14 protein-coding genes are annotated in these 12,475 nt (G+C 50.9%); 6 read left to right on the top strand and 8 right to left on the bottom strand.

Features of this window, described 5'->3' with window-relative positions:
- Nucleotides 1-37: 37 nt before the first annotated feature.
- Complete coding sequence (locus ACXYMU_RS17685; RefSeq protein WP_458987755.1) at nucleotides 38-1,798, bottom strand: AMP-dependent synthetase/ligase; 1,761 nt, start codon at nucleotides 1,796-1,798, stop codon at nucleotides 38-40.
- A 245-nt stretch (nucleotides 1,799-2,043) separates the two neighbouring features.
- On the opposite strand from ACXYMU_RS17685, the gene ACXYMU_RS17680 reads away from it, so the two are divergent.
- The 4 genes from ACXYMU_RS17680 (at nucleotide 2,044) to murQ (ending at nucleotide 5,369) form a co-directional block, all read left to right on the top strand.
- Nucleotides 2,044-3,207 (top strand): formimidoylglutamase, encoded by a 1,164-nt coding sequence (locus ACXYMU_RS17680; RefSeq protein WP_458987754.1) that lies wholly within the window; start codon nucleotides 2,044-2,046, stop codon nucleotides 3,205-3,207.
- A 103-nt stretch (nucleotides 3,208-3,310) separates the two neighbouring features.
- Nucleotides 3,311-3,571, top strand: a complete 261-nt coding sequence (locus ACXYMU_RS17675) for a cytochrome b5 domain-containing protein (RefSeq protein ID WP_458987753.1) — start codon at nucleotides 3,311-3,313, stop codon at nucleotides 3,569-3,571.
- A gap of 64 nt (nucleotides 3,572-3,635) precedes the next feature.
- A complete protein-coding gene (locus ACXYMU_RS17670) occupies nucleotides 3,636-4,499 on the top strand; it encodes a hypothetical protein (RefSeq protein WP_458987752.1) in 864 nt (287 codons plus the stop codon).
- Between the two features lie 48 nt (nucleotides 4,500-4,547).
- Entirely contained in the window at nucleotides 4,548-5,369 is an 822-nt protein-coding gene (gene murQ / locus ACXYMU_RS17665; RefSeq protein ID WP_458987751.1) for an N-acetylmuramic acid 6-phosphate etherase, read from the top strand.
- Between the two features lie 86 nt (nucleotides 5,370-5,455).
- On the opposite strand, the gene ACXYMU_RS17660 is transcribed toward murQ, so the two are convergent.
- Nucleotides 5,456-6,514, bottom strand: coding sequence for a hypothetical protein (locus tag ACXYMU_RS17660; protein ID WP_458987750.1), 1,059 nt, complete (start codon nucleotides 6,512-6,514; stop codon nucleotides 5,456-5,458).
- 255 nt (nucleotides 6,515-6,769) lie between these two features.
- On the opposite strand from ACXYMU_RS17660, the gene ACXYMU_RS17655 reads away from it, so the two are divergent.
- On the top strand, nucleotides 6,770-7,339 hold the full coding sequence (locus tag ACXYMU_RS17655) for a hypothetical protein (RefSeq protein ID WP_458987749.1): 570 nt from the start codon (nucleotides 6,770-6,772) through the stop codon (nucleotides 7,337-7,339).
- Between the two features lie 49 nt (nucleotides 7,340-7,388).
- Here the strand turns inward: ACXYMU_RS17655 and ACXYMU_RS17650 are convergent, their stop codons facing one another.
- The 6 genes from ACXYMU_RS17650 to era form a co-directional block, all read right to left on the bottom strand.
- Nucleotides 7,389-7,541 carry a hypothetical protein gene (locus ACXYMU_RS17650; protein WP_458987748.1) on the bottom strand — a complete coding sequence of 51 codons (153 nt, stop codon included), beginning with the start codon at nucleotides 7,539-7,541 and terminating at the stop codon, nucleotides 7,389-7,391.
- Between the two features lie 168 nt (nucleotides 7,542-7,709).
- Nucleotides 7,710-7,907: a hypothetical protein gene (locus tag ACXYMU_RS17645; RefSeq protein ID WP_458987747.1), complete on the bottom strand. Its 198-nt coding sequence runs from the start codon at nucleotides 7,905-7,907 to the stop codon at nucleotides 7,710-7,712.
- Nucleotides 7,908-7,948: 41 nt separating this feature from the next.
- Nucleotides 7,949-8,146, bottom strand: a complete 198-nt coding sequence (locus ACXYMU_RS17640; RefSeq protein ID WP_458987746.1) for a hypothetical protein — start codon at nucleotides 8,144-8,146, stop codon at nucleotides 7,949-7,951.
- Between the two features lie 173 nt (nucleotides 8,147-8,319).
- On the bottom strand, nucleotides 8,320-8,508 hold the full coding sequence (locus tag ACXYMU_RS17635) for a hypothetical protein (protein WP_458987745.1): 189 nt from the start codon (nucleotides 8,506-8,508) through the stop codon (nucleotides 8,320-8,322).
- Nucleotides 8,509-8,734: 226 nt separating this feature from the next.
- Nucleotides 8,735-10,048 carry a ribosome biogenesis GTPase Der gene (der, locus tag ACXYMU_RS17630; RefSeq protein WP_458987744.1) on the bottom strand — a complete coding sequence of 438 codons (1,314 nt, stop codon included), beginning with the start codon at nucleotides 10,046-10,048 and terminating at the stop codon, nucleotides 8,735-8,737.
- Between the two features lie 69 nt (nucleotides 10,049-10,117).
- The gene (gene era, locus ACXYMU_RS17625) at nucleotides 10,118-11,005 is read right to left on the bottom strand and encodes a GTPase Era (RefSeq protein WP_458987743.1); all 888 of its coding nucleotides are present in this window, start codon (nucleotides 11,003-11,005) and stop codon (nucleotides 10,118-10,120) included.
- Between the two features lie 375 nt (nucleotides 11,006-11,380).
- Between era and hemH the strand changes: the two genes are divergently transcribed.
- Nucleotides 11,381-12,409 carry a ferrochelatase gene (gene hemH, locus ACXYMU_RS17620; protein ID WP_458987742.1) on the top strand — a complete coding sequence of 343 codons (1,029 nt, stop codon included), beginning with the start codon at nucleotides 11,381-11,383 and terminating at the stop codon, nucleotides 12,407-12,409.
- Nucleotides 12,410-12,475 lie beyond the last annotated feature (66 nt).

Below are 12,475 nucleotides of genomic sequence, written 5' to 3'. Positions count from 1 at the left end.
AACCAACGGCTCATTGCCGCCTTCATCTTATCTCATATTAAAACATGCTATCGATCACATCCTTGTAATTCGCTGTGATGGCCTTGCGCTTCACCTTCAGGGTTGGGGTTAGCTCTCCGCTTTCCACAGTCCACATTTTAGGGATCAGCTTGAATTTTTTGATGGTTTCGTACTGCGCCTGCCCCTCATTTGCCTTCAGGATCTCACGCTGGTACTTGTCTGTTACTTCTTTCTTCTTGATCATCTCCTCGTCGGAGGTATACGGAATGCCTTTGTGCTGGCACCAGTCCTGCAAGCCCATAAAGGACGGCACGATCAGGGCGGCGGCGTACTTCTGGCCTTCGCCCACCACCATGGCCTGCTCAATCAGCACCGACTCTTTGAGCTTGTTCTCGATGGGCTGCGGTGCCACGTACTTACCGCCCGATGTCTTGAACATCTCTTTCTTGCGATCCGTTATCTTCAGGTATTTGCCATCAATCAACTGCCCGATATCGCCGGTATGGAACCAGCCATCCGAGTCGATCGCCTCGGCTGTCAGTTCCGGCTTGTTGTAATATCCTTTCATCACGTGTGGCCCGCGGGTCAGTATCTCGCCGTCCGCCTCCGCTATCTTCACCTCTACCCCATCAATCGGCATCCCTACTGTACCGATCATGTTGTTTTCCGGCTCGAAGCGGTTTACTGTAATTACCGGCGAGGTCTCGGTGAGGCCGTATCCCTCCATAATGCGGATGTTGGCAGACCAGAACACGCGCGCCAAACGAGGCTGCAGGGCTGCACCACCAGACACAATGGCGATGACATTGCCTCCCAGGGCTTCACGCCACTTGCTGAAGATAATTTTGTTGGCAAGCCCCAACTGCTTGTTATACCACCAACCCTGGTCTTGCTGCGTATCGTACTTCAAGCCAAGCTCCAACGCCCAGAAAAACAGCTTGCGCTTCACGCCTGTCAGTTCAAGCCCCTTGGCCACAATCTTGTCATACACCTTCTCCAGCAAGCGCGGAACGGTGGTGAACACATGAGGCTGCACTTCCTTCAGGTTGTCGGCCACCATCTCAATGCTCTCGGCATAATAGATCGAAACCCCCACCCGCATGTATAAATAAAGCAGCATCCGCTCAAAGATGTGGCAGAGCGGCAGGAAGCTCAGTGCCCGGTGGTCTTTGTTTACCGGCACATAAGGCTCGGTTCCGGTCACGTTGCTGATCAGGTTATTGTGCGTCAGCATTACCCCTTTCGGGTTGCCGGTTGTACCGGAGGTATAAATAATCGTCAGGATATCCTCCGGTTGCACTGCGGCTTTGAGAGGCTCCAATTGCGCCACATCCCTCTTTTGGCTCAGGTCCAGCACCTCCGACCAATGCTTGGCGCCCCCAATCTCATCGAAGGTATAAATGCCGGTTATCCCCTCCATGCCCGCCGTGGCGGCACTCACTTTGTTGTAAAGCGTTGCATCCGCCACGAAGATCACCTTTACCTGCGCATCATTAAAAATGTAGCGGTAATCCTCGGCTGTGATGGTCGGGTACATCGGCACGCTGATGGCACCGATCTGCTGAATACCAAAATCGACCAGAACCCACTCAGGCCGGTTGAAGGAAATGATGGCGACTTTATCGTCCTTCCCCACTCCAAGCTCCAGCAAGCCCAGACTTACTTTGTTGGCATATTCCTGCACTTCCTGGGTGCTATATTTTTGCCAAGTGCCGTTCACTTTGGCTGCCAGGCAGTCAGGTTGTGGGAAGTTCTGCTGCTGGTAAGGTAAAAGATCTAAGATTCGAGTAACGTTCATGTCTTGGTTGTTTGGCAATTGCTTAACTATAAAAAGCCGTGTGTAGGTGTCAACATATGTTACGACACCATTTCTGCATGCGTTTTATATGCATTTTAACTAAATTTTCTAAATCGGCCACAGCAAGAACCGAAATATTTAACTCAACTTATATTTATGAGTGAGTAATAAATCATCTGCATCCCGAAGAAGCCTTCCGGGCAATAGCAAATTTTAGTTATTTTTGATTTTCCCTGATAAGCCCTATGAACCTTTCGATATTTTTTGAGCCGCTGAACGAAGACGTTTTCGCCACCTACAACAAGCCTCGCACGTTGGGCTTTTATACCAGCCGCTTCGTAAGTAAGTTTCCTGACTGGCGCAGTGCTGATATTGCTTTGCTCGGTGTAAACGAGACCAGGGGCCAGAAAGAGGACGCTCAGGAACTCCCGGTGGCCGAATCCGCGGCGCGCGCTATAAGGCAGCGCCTGTACGGCATGAACAAGGGCGCGGGCCGCTGCCGCCTGGTGGACCTGGGCAACCTTCGCCCCGGCATCACGCTAGACGACACTTACCTGCGCCTGAAGGAGATTGTGGAGGTTCTGATCTCACACAACACCATCCCCATCATCATTGGCGGTTCCCATGACCTGGAGTACGGCCAATACATGGGGTATGAGCACCTGGAGCGCGTCGTGAACATGGTGTCGGTGGACAGCAGCGTGGACATGACCGAGGACGCTGACGCTACCCCGAACAAGAAGCAGCTGCGCCGGATACTGATGCATGAGCCGAACTACCTCTTCAGCTTCGGCCAGATCGGGCACCAGTCATACATGGTGGAGCAGGAGGTGATGTCGACAATGGAAAAGCTGCACTTTGAGGCCTACCGCGTAGGGGAAGTGCACCACAAGCTGCAGGAGATGGAGCCCGTGGTACGGGTGGCCGATCTGCTGACGTTTGACATATCTGCCATTCGCCACCAGGATGCGCCGGGCTATGCCCCTGCCAACCCCTTCGGGCTAACAGGCGAAGAAGCCTGCCAGCTTTGCTGGTATGCCGGCCTGAACGACAACCTCACCTCATTAGGCATTTATGAGTACGACCCGGCGCTGGATGAACGGCGGCTGACAGCCATGACCATTGCTACCATGATCTGGTACTTTGTGGAAGGTTTTTACCACCGCAAGAATGAGGTGAACTTCAGCGGCAGGCAGTTCACCAAGTATGCCGTCGCCTTCAACAACGACAACCCCGACCGGATGGTCTTTTACAAAAGCAAGAGCAGCGAGAAGTGGTGGCTGGAAGTGGAGCCGCTAAGCAGCGAGAAAGACAAGCGCATCGTACCCTGCAGTTACGAGGACTATTTACAGGCCACCGAGGGCGAGGTGCCCAATCGCTGGATTCTCACGCAGGCCCGAATCGGCTGATCATATAAACCGGCAAATCAAATCAATATAAGTCGATCTACTTTCCTTGGCAAAGGCCGGGTTATACCTCTTAGATCGCTCAAATTGCCCCATATGCGTACCTATGGAATTACCAGAGTATACTTTACAACAACTGGCCCTGCGCAACGGCCAGGACCGCGACGAAATATGGGTGGCTTACAAGGGCGTGATCTATGATGTACGCAAATCGAGGCTGTGGCGCGACGGGAAGCACTATGAGCACTGGGCCGGGCAGGACCTAACCGACGAGATGAAAGACGCCCCCCACACCGACCACGTGTTCGACAAGTTTTCGGTGGTTGGCCATGTGCGGGGTTCGGCTTACCGGGTAGAGGAAAGCTAGGAAAAGGCTCTGCTAAAAAAACACTAACTTGGGAACAGATACATCGACAAAACAAGATAATACCATGATATTAATAGCTGACAGCGGTGCTACCAAAACGGATTGGCGGATGATGGACGCTTCGGGCGTTCTGGAGCAGGTATACACAGCAGGCATTAATCCACAGTATCTGGAGGCCATTCAGATCAGTGCTATCCTGGAGGCTGAGCTGCTGCCCAACCTGCAACAAAAGCAACCGAGCAGCATCTATTATTACGGAGCTGGCTGCAGCTCTCCGGACCGCAACCTGCGGGTAGAGCAGGCGCTGGCCAAGGCTTTTCCGGACAGCGCGATCCACGTAGACCATGACCTGCTGGCTGCGGCGCGCGCGCTTTGCGGGCATCAGCCGGGTGTGGCCTGTATTCTGGGCACCGGCTCAAATTCATGCTTGTTTGATGGGAGGAATATTGTCGATAATGTGCCTTCCCTGGGTTTTTTGATGGGCGACGAAGGCAGTGGCGCTTACCTGGGTAAAATGCTGATCCGGGCATTTATGTACCGCGAGCTGCCTGAGGAACTGGCTACCTCCTTGAAAAACCGCTACAACTTGACAAAGGACAGCATCATGAGCGCTGTTTATACCTCCGACATGCCAAGCACCTACCTGGCCACCTTTGCCAAGTTCATGAGCGACAAGCGCAAGGAACCAGTTATTCGCGAGATGATCTACCAAAACTTCGATGAGTTCTTTGAGCACCATGTCTGCAAATACGAGGGCTATACCGAAGTGCCCATCAACTTTGTGGGTTCCATTGCGTTTCACTTTTCTGACACGCTGCGGCTAGTGGCTAAAAAATATGGTGTAAAGCTCGGCAACATCATCACAAGCCCCAGCGAAGGACTTGTAGCCTACCACCAGGAATTGATAGCCCAAACCGAGAACCGCTAAGCGAGCGCACAGAGAAAATAAGTTATACCTCTTAACCTGCCCTAAAAATTGTCTACCACCGAATCGACATCGCATTACAACAGCCTGGAGCAAATGAGTGTGCAGGAGCTGTTGCAGAACATCAACCAGGAAGACCAGACCGTGCCGCAGGCAGTAGCCAAGGCCATCCCTCAAATAGAGGCGCTGGTAAAGGCAACCACTGACAGGCTAGCGCACGGCGGCAGGCTATTTTACATCGGAGCAGGCACGAGTGGCCGTTTGGGTGTGGTGGATGCCTCAGAATGCCCACCTACTTATGGGGTGCCGCACGGCATGGTGATCGGGTTGATAGCAGGCGGCGACACGGCCATCCGAAAAGCCGTGGAATTTGCGGAAGACGACCCGAGCCAAGCCTGGCAGGACCTGAAGGCGCACAACATCACAGACAAAGACATAGTAGTCGGCATTGCCGCTTCCGGGCGCACCCCTTACGTAATCGGCGGGCTACAGGCGTGTCGCAGGCATGGCATCGCAACGGGCTGTGTGGTTTGCAACGCAGGCAGTGCGGTAGCCGCAGAGGCTGACTTCCCTGTGGAGGTAGTAACCGGCCCTGAGTTTGTGACCGGCAGCACCCGTATGAAAGCCGGCACAGCGCAGAAGCTTGTCCTGAACATGCTAACCACCGCCACGATGGTACGATTAGGCCGCGTGAAGGGAAACAAAATGGTGGACATGCAGCTATCCAACCATAAGCTAGTAGACCGTGGCATGCGGATGCTGATGGAAGAACTGAACCTGACCAACATAGAAGCGGGTGCCCTGCTCAAAAAGTTTGGCAGCGTACGTGCCGCCATGGAGGCCTTTGGCAAAAGCAGCGAGGGAGAAAAATAAACCAGTATGAGGTAAAACAGGCGGCGGCTGCCGGAGTCATGATCCGGCAGCCGCCGCCTGTTTTATACACGGAGGTATAAATCGGTTTACTCTGTTGAGGTGAAACTCTCCAGCAGTACATTGGCGGCTTCCTTGCTCGGCACCACGTATTCTTTCACCGACCAGTTGTAAGTGAGTTTGAAGTCCTGGTTCTGCAAACCGAAGCGCACCTTCTTCTTATAATCCTCCAGTGGCTCTAAGCCCAAGGAAGCCCGGTTCTGATTAATGGCTTTCAGGTCGTTCTCGCTTATTTTCTCTACCAGGTAATGCTTCGGCGTGTCCTCTGCATTACAGTTACTGCATTTAACCTTCACAAAGGCCTTAGAGCCATAGGCATTTTTGCCGGCTTGCTGGTCGAGCAGGTAAGCAGCTGGCTGCGGCGCCATACGCCCCTCTTGCACGGCTTTTGTCAGGATGTCTTTAAAATCATACCCCTTGCGTGCCTGTGTCTGGCGCTCCATCACAATACTGAAGCGGGGCAACTGCTCCAAAGTGTCCGCCACCCCAATCAGGTGTTCTCCCGGGTAGCCATATTCCTCAATCCAGCCCAGTAAGTTTTTCACGTTTGCTGTTTCTATTTTCCGGATAGTGTCGCCGTGCACCCGCAGGCCGCCAGGTGCCATCCGGAAGTACTGGTCGCGGGCATACAGCTCGTCCAGGTCGGCGCGCAGTTCCTTGTTCAGGGTTTCCTCAAACTTGTCCCGGCGCTTTGGGTACTTACGCACAAACTTTCGCCATTTACGGCTTGTATGCAATGTGTCAAATACCTGCTGCTGTTCTATATAATCCAGGCTCACGCCGTTGAGTACCAGTTGCTCCAGGTAATCAAATGTTCGCTTGGTTTCCCCTGCCTTCAGGGCAGCTACGGCTGCATTGTAGTAATCACGCGCAAATGGGTCTGGCACAGCGGCAAAGGCTTGCTTGTAGGCCTTCAGCGCATAGGCATAATCACTAGCCACAATAGCCAGTTCGGCGGTATGTATGGCAGGGTAGTAAAATTTAGTATAACCGGATTGGTCAGGCTGCGCAGAGGCTCTGAGGTCGAGTAACAGTATAAAGACACAGAGCAGCGTGAGGCAGTTTTTGAAAAGGGATGTACGCGACATAGAATGGCAGAACATAAATCAGTGAAACAAAGGGTGTATACGTGTGCTATTGGTAATGCATCGAAAGGGCCAAACAGTTCCGGCTATTGCTAATTATGCGAGCACCTGCCCCCCTACCGATGAACGCCTGTAACCTCAAAATATAAGGTATAACAGGCAAAAGCCGGGTAAATGTCTCAACTTTGCATTAGCCTTTTTAGTAAATGAAGCAAAGAGGCCTTCCGCCTCTTTGCTTCATCCATTACATGACGCTTTATGCATACCATTGAACCCTTTTACAACTGGCTGGATAATTACTCGGCTTCAGAAGACCCGCGATCGCCGCTTTATGGTGCCGAGAATAGCCTTATGCAATATACCAATACCATCTACGGGTATTACATCCACCCGCAGTGGGATGATATCGATTCAGAAACGCTTTTTATCAAAATACTTTTTGCAGACTACGAAACGGGCTTTGCCGTCATTGAGTTTATCGGGGAGTGGAACGATGCCCTGCACAACGACATCATGCAGTTGAAGCGCAACATCATCGACCCGCTGGTGCAGGAGGGCATCTTCCGCTTTATTATTATCGGGGAGAATGTTTTCAACTTCCATGGCTCCGACGACTCCTATTACGAAGAGTGGTTCGAGGACATAGAGGACGGTTGGATTGCTGCGCTCGGCTTCCAGGACTTTGTGTTGAGCGAAATGAAAAACTATAACCTGGATTACTACATTAACTACGGTGGCGCTCTGGATGACATTCCATGGCGTACATTCACGCCAAAGCGGCTGTATGCTTTGGTCAATGGGATGATCCAGAAACGACTAGGGCCGTAAAGCCCGCAGGAGAAGCACTGTTCGCAATTCTTCTGCGGGCAGCTCTTGCTTAGCGGTCTACTTCTTCTTCTACCTCATCGGCCACCTCTTCGGCAGCATTTTCTACTTCATCCGCTCCTTCTTCCACAGCATTCTCTGTAGAAGCGCAGGACGCGAAATTTAAAAGCCCGAAGGCTAACATGGTATAGAGCACCTTTTTCATAGTTCGCTTTTTTAGGTTATACATAGCGTGGCATCCAAGATGTGCTGCCCGAAGTGTATACGTTCCTGGGTGCATAAAGTAAACGGCAATAACCGGGCGTTATACCCTGTTAAACAGGAAGTGGATGCCTTGTAGGGAAGCCACTTCCTGTTTCAGAAAAAGAAAGGCTTAGTGGTTCTCTACTTCGCTTTCTACTTCTTCGCCGGCTTCTTCTATTTCTTCGCCGGCTTCTTCCATGCCTTGCTCCATGTCTTCGCCAACCTCCTCTGTCTCGGCCTCCATATTTGTCTCTGTGTTAGACTCGCAAGAGGTAGCGCCAAAGGTCAGGACTGCGGCCGCCATCAGCATGTAAACTGGTTTTTTCATGATTTTAAATTGAGGTTATATTTATTAATTTCAAATTCCGTTTATTCTACAACAGCAGTAGTGTCCATTCCCTCTGCTACTTCCTCGTTGTACTCTTGAACTTCGTCTCTAAGCTCTTCTCTTTCCTCTGCCACATCTTCTACTTCGTCAGCTACATCTTCTGCTTCTGAAGATGGTGAATCGCATGACGCGAATGTGAACAAACTAGCGGCAAACAGTAAAAAAAATGACTTTTTCATAATCTATAATTTTGGTTTCACTTTTGGTTAACTAATTGATTTCTGCCTCTCTTAATAGGAAGGCGCACCTGATAAGTAACGAAGTAAAGTGATATAGAGTTAATTCCTTATCGTTTTCATAAGAAATCCAGGTAATTCAAGCGGGTTAAAAGGCAGGGTGTGGTATACTCTGGTTACTGAACAACCGCAGTGGTATCCATCTCCATGTCCATGTCTTCCATTTCGTCCGCTCTTTCCTCAGCGCGGTCTTCCATGTCTTCTAGCGTATCTTCTCTTTCTTCTGCTCTTTCCTCAGCAGGAGAATCACAAGAGGCAAAGCCAAACATACCTGTCAAGGCTAAGGCATACAATACTTTTCTCATAATAGTTAGGTTTAGTAAAACATTTAAGTCAGCAAGTATAACATACCTACTGTCTTACTGCCTGCAACTACAGGTGGTCTGCGCAAGAATACGGCAGCTGCAGCATATAGTTTAATAAAAATATATAAAACGAGAAAGGCACCCTTAAAAGGTGCCTTTCTGCCGCTTGGCGCTTACGCCAGCCTCTCGGTTATACTGCCTAAATACACGCTATGCCTGCAAGCGCTTACTTTTTTCGGAACACCAGGTTGATTGGCACGCCTTCAAACCCGAAGTGCTCACGGATTCTGTTCTCCAGGTAACGCGTGTACGACTCTTTGATGTACTGCGGCAGGTTACAGAAAAACGCGAACGTTGGGTTGTGCGTTGGCAGCTGCGTGATGTACTTGATCTTCACAAACTTGCCTTTGATAGCTGGTGGCGGATAACGCTCGATGTCTGGTAACAGCAGGTCGTTTAGCTTGGAGGTGGAGATTTTGCGTGTTTTCATCTCATACACATCCATCGCCTTCTCTACTGCCTTCAAGATACGCTGCTTCGTTACCACTGAGGTAAAGATAACCGGCACGTATTTGATCGGGGCAATACGGTCCAGGATCTCCTCCTCAAACTGCTTGGTAGTATGGGTGTCTTTTTCGATCAGGTCCCACTTGTTCACCAGGATCACGATACCTTTGCGGTTCTTCTCGGCCAGGGTAATGATGTTCACGTCCTGCGACTCGATCCCACGTGTGGCATCCAGCATCACAATACAAACATCCGCATCTTCCAGTGCACGTACGGAGCGCATTACTGAATAGAACTCAATATCCTCGCTTACCTTGCTTTTACGGCGCAGACCGGCGGTGTCCACGATGATGAACTCTTTGCCAAACGCATTGTAACGGGTATGGATAGCATCGCGGGTAGTACCCGCCTGGTCTGTCACGATGTTACGCTCCTCGCCCAACAGCAAGTTCACGAACGACGACTTGCCTACGTTTGGGCGACCAAGCACCGCCAGGCGCGGTATACCGGCATCCGGGTCTTCAATGCCCTCGTCCTCAAAATGCTTGATGACCTCATCCAGCAGCTCCCCTGTTCCGGATCCGTTCTGCGAAGACACCGGGTAGATTTCCTCTCCTATGCCTAGCGAATAGAACTCGCCCATCTGGTTGGCGCGGGCTGTGGTATCGGCTTTGTTGGCTACGACGTATATTGGCTTGTTGGTACGGCGCAACACGTTGGCAAACTCCTCATCCAGGCCTGTTAAACCAGCATCTACGTCTACCATAAACAGGATCACGTTTGCCTCGCGGATAGCCAGCTCAACCTGCTTGTTTATCTCTTCTTCAAAAATATCGTCGGAACCGTGCACATAGCCACCGGTGTCGATTACGGTAAAAAATTTGCCCGTCCACTCGCCGTGGCCGTAGCTTCTGTCGCGGGTTACGCCGCTTTCGTTGTCCATGATGGCCTTACGCTGACCAATCAGGCGGTTAAACAGGGTAGACTTGCCCACATTTGGGCGGCCTACAATAGCAATGATGTTTGATGACATCGTAAAAAAATAAAATAGTTAAAGTGCCCCCGGAGCACCTTGCTCCGAAGCTTTATGCTGTGCGCCTACTTACTCGCTGTAACCGAAGCGCCGAAGCAGCTTTTGGTCGGTTCGCCAGTTTTCGTTCACGCGCACATACAAATCAAGAAAAATCTTTTTCTGGAAGAACTCTTCCATATCCTTCCTGGCCTGGGTACCTACTTTCTTCAAAGCCTCCCCCTTATGGCCAATCACAATGCCTTTCTGGCTACGGCGCTCCACGCTGATCTCCGCCCGGATACGTATAATTTCCTCTTCCTCTTTGAACTCCTCTACCACTACTTCGCAGCTGTATGGAATCTCCTTTTTATAGTTAAGGAAAATTTTCTCCCGGATCATCTCCGACACGAAGAAACGCTCCGGCTTGTCAGTCAGTTCATCTTTCGGGAAATAAGCCGGGTGCTCAGGCAAATAATGCAGCAGGCGCGCAAACAGATGCTCCAGCCCAAATCCATGCAGCGCCGAAATTGGCAGTATTTCGGTTGGCTTCATCTTCTCCTCCCAATAGGCCACTTTCTGGTGCAGCTCTTCCTCCGTCGCCTGGTCGATTTTGTTGATGAGCAGCAGCACCGGTACCTCCGCATACTGCAGCCGCTTGATCACATCTTCCTCGTCATGGGTTTCATAGATGTCCGTCACGAAAAGAATCACGTCGGCGTCCTCCAAAGAGGTGCGCACAAAGCTCATCATCGATTCATGGAGGGCATACTGCGGTTTGATGATACCCGGCGTGTCTGAATACACGATCTGGAAGTCATCCCCGTTCAGGATACCCATGATGCGATGCCGTGTAGTTTGTGCCTTTGAGGTGATGATAGACAGCTTTTCGCCTACTAACGCATTCATCAGCGTGGATTTACCTACGTTAGGCTTACCCACGATACTTACAAAACCGGCTTTATGTGCTACTTCGGACATACACTTGAAATTTGAGGTTGCAAAAGTACTTCTTTTTTACGAGAAGGCGGCGGAATGTATAAATTATTGTGAATGAGCTGATTTGAAATGCCAGCTGAGCAAGATGAGAGAGAGCTAGCAGGCTGAGTAGAGCAAGGGAAGTAAGCCAGCTGCGCTCCGGCATTCTTAAATCCTGTCTCAAGATAATGTTAATTTGAAATCCTGATCATGAAATACCTGCTCAGGAAGCAGGCATCTTAAAAATGACTAAACAAAAGTGTTGCTTGTCGCTTTACTTGTCAAGTGGTGTTTTCTCTATCAGAAGATTGAAATTTCTGATCAGCCACAACAGATTATACTTTGTATCTTTGCACCTGAAACGCACTTATTGATTACATGAGTAAGAAAGCAACTGGCAAAATTGGCGTGCTATTGGTGAACCTGGGCACACCGGACACTCCCAATACCCCTGACGTGAGAAAGTACCTGCGCGAGTTCCTCCTGGATAAGCGCGTGATTGACATTCCGGCTCCGGCGCGCTATGCCCTGATCAACGGCATTATTGCTCCGTTCAGAGCCCCTAAGTCCGCCAAAATATACAAGCAACTGTGGACCGAGCGTGGCTCGCCGCTGCTATACCACGGTATCGACCTGAAAAAGAAGCTGCAGGAATCCTTAGGCGACCGCTACCATGTGGCTTTTGGCATGCGCTACCAAAGCCCGAGCATCAAAAGTGCCTTGGAGGAATTGCGTGCCCAGAGTGTGGAGCGCATCATCGTGCTGCCGCTCTTCCCGCAGTACGCCTCGGCCTCCACGGGTTCTGTGCAGGACAAAGTAATGGAGCTTGTGAAAGACTGGTGGGTGATCCCGAGCATCAGCTTTATCTCCAGCTTCTGCGACGATCCGGGCTTTATCAAGGCTTTTGCCGAGATGGGCAAGCGCCATATGGCCAAAGACGATTATGACTTCGTGGTGTTCAGTTACCACGGTGTGCCGGAGCGCCATATCCTGAAAGGCAGCGACAACGGCTACTGCCAGTTGGGCGCCTGCTGCAACACCTATAACAAACGGAACAAATACTGCTACCGCGCCTCGTGCTATGCCACCTCCAGGCTTTTGGCGGCAGAACTCGGGCTGCGTGAAGACCAGTACACGGTATCCTTCCAGTCACGACTGGGCAAAGACCCTTGGCTGAAGCCTTACACGGATGTGATTTTGCAGGAACTGCCTGCGAAGGGTATAAAGAAGGTGCTGGCTTACAGCCCTGCCTTTGTGGCTGATTGCCTGGAGACCACTATTGAGGTTGGCTCTGAATTTAAGGAGATGTTCCTGGAAGCCGGTGGCGAGAAATGGCAGTTGGTAGAAAGCCTTAACTCTGAGCCAATATGGGTGGAGGCTGTGAAGGAAATGGTGCTGCAGAATTAACTAGCAGCTGTATACAGATTGGTATCACTGATTGCTGCACGGTTAAATTGCTGGCGGGCATTTAAC

This window comes from Pontibacter sp. CAU 1760 (assembly GCF_054482735.1).
Note: the sequence above shows the minus strand (reverse complement) of the source record. Positions and strands in the feature narration are given on the sequence as shown.

Coding starts and splice junctions, on each gene's coding strand:
- ACXYMU_RS17670 (WP_458987752.1), top strand. CDS start 3,636: ATGATATTAATAGCTGACAGCGGTGCTACCAAAACGGATTGGCGGATG.
- ACXYMU_RS17650 (WP_458987748.1), bottom strand. CDS start 7,541: ATGAAAAAGGTGCTCTATACCATGTTAGCCTTCGGGCTTTTAAATTTC.
- ACXYMU_RS17655 (WP_458987749.1), top strand. CDS start 6,770: ATGCATACCATTGAACCCTTTTACAACTGGCTGGATAATTACTCGGCT.
- der (WP_458987744.1), bottom strand. CDS start 10,048: ATGTCATCAAACATCATTGCTATTGTAGGCCGCCCAAATGTGGGCAAG.
- ACXYMU_RS17685 (WP_458987755.1), bottom strand. CDS start 1,798: ATGAACGTTACTCGAATCTTAGATCTTTTACCTTACCAGCAGCAGAAC.
- hemH (WP_458987742.1), top strand. CDS start 11,381: ATGAGTAAGAAAGCAACTGGCAAAATTGGCGTGCTATTGGTGAACCTG.
- ACXYMU_RS17675 (WP_458987753.1), top strand. CDS start 3,311: ATGGAATTACCAGAGTATACTTTACAACAACTGGCCCTGCGCAACGGC.
- ACXYMU_RS17660 (WP_458987750.1), bottom strand. CDS start 6,514: ATGTCGCGTACATCCCTTTTCAAAAACTGCCTCACGCTGCTCTGTGTC.
- era (WP_458987743.1), bottom strand. CDS start 11,005: ATGTCCGAAGTAGCACATAAAGCCGGTTTTGTAAGTATCGTGGGTAAG.
- ACXYMU_RS17635 (WP_458987745.1), bottom strand. CDS start 8,508: ATGAGAAAAGTATTGTATGCCTTAGCCTTGACAGGTATGTTTGGCTTT.
- ACXYMU_RS17680 (WP_458987754.1), top strand. CDS start 2,044: ATGAACCTTTCGATATTTTTTGAGCCGCTGAACGAAGACGTTTTCGCC.
- ACXYMU_RS17640 (WP_458987746.1), bottom strand. CDS start 8,146: ATGAAAAAGTCATTTTTTTTACTGTTTGCCGCTAGTTTGTTCACATTC.
- ACXYMU_RS17645 (WP_458987747.1), bottom strand. CDS start 7,907: ATGAAAAAACCAGTTTACATGCTGATGGCGGCCGCAGTCCTGACCTTT.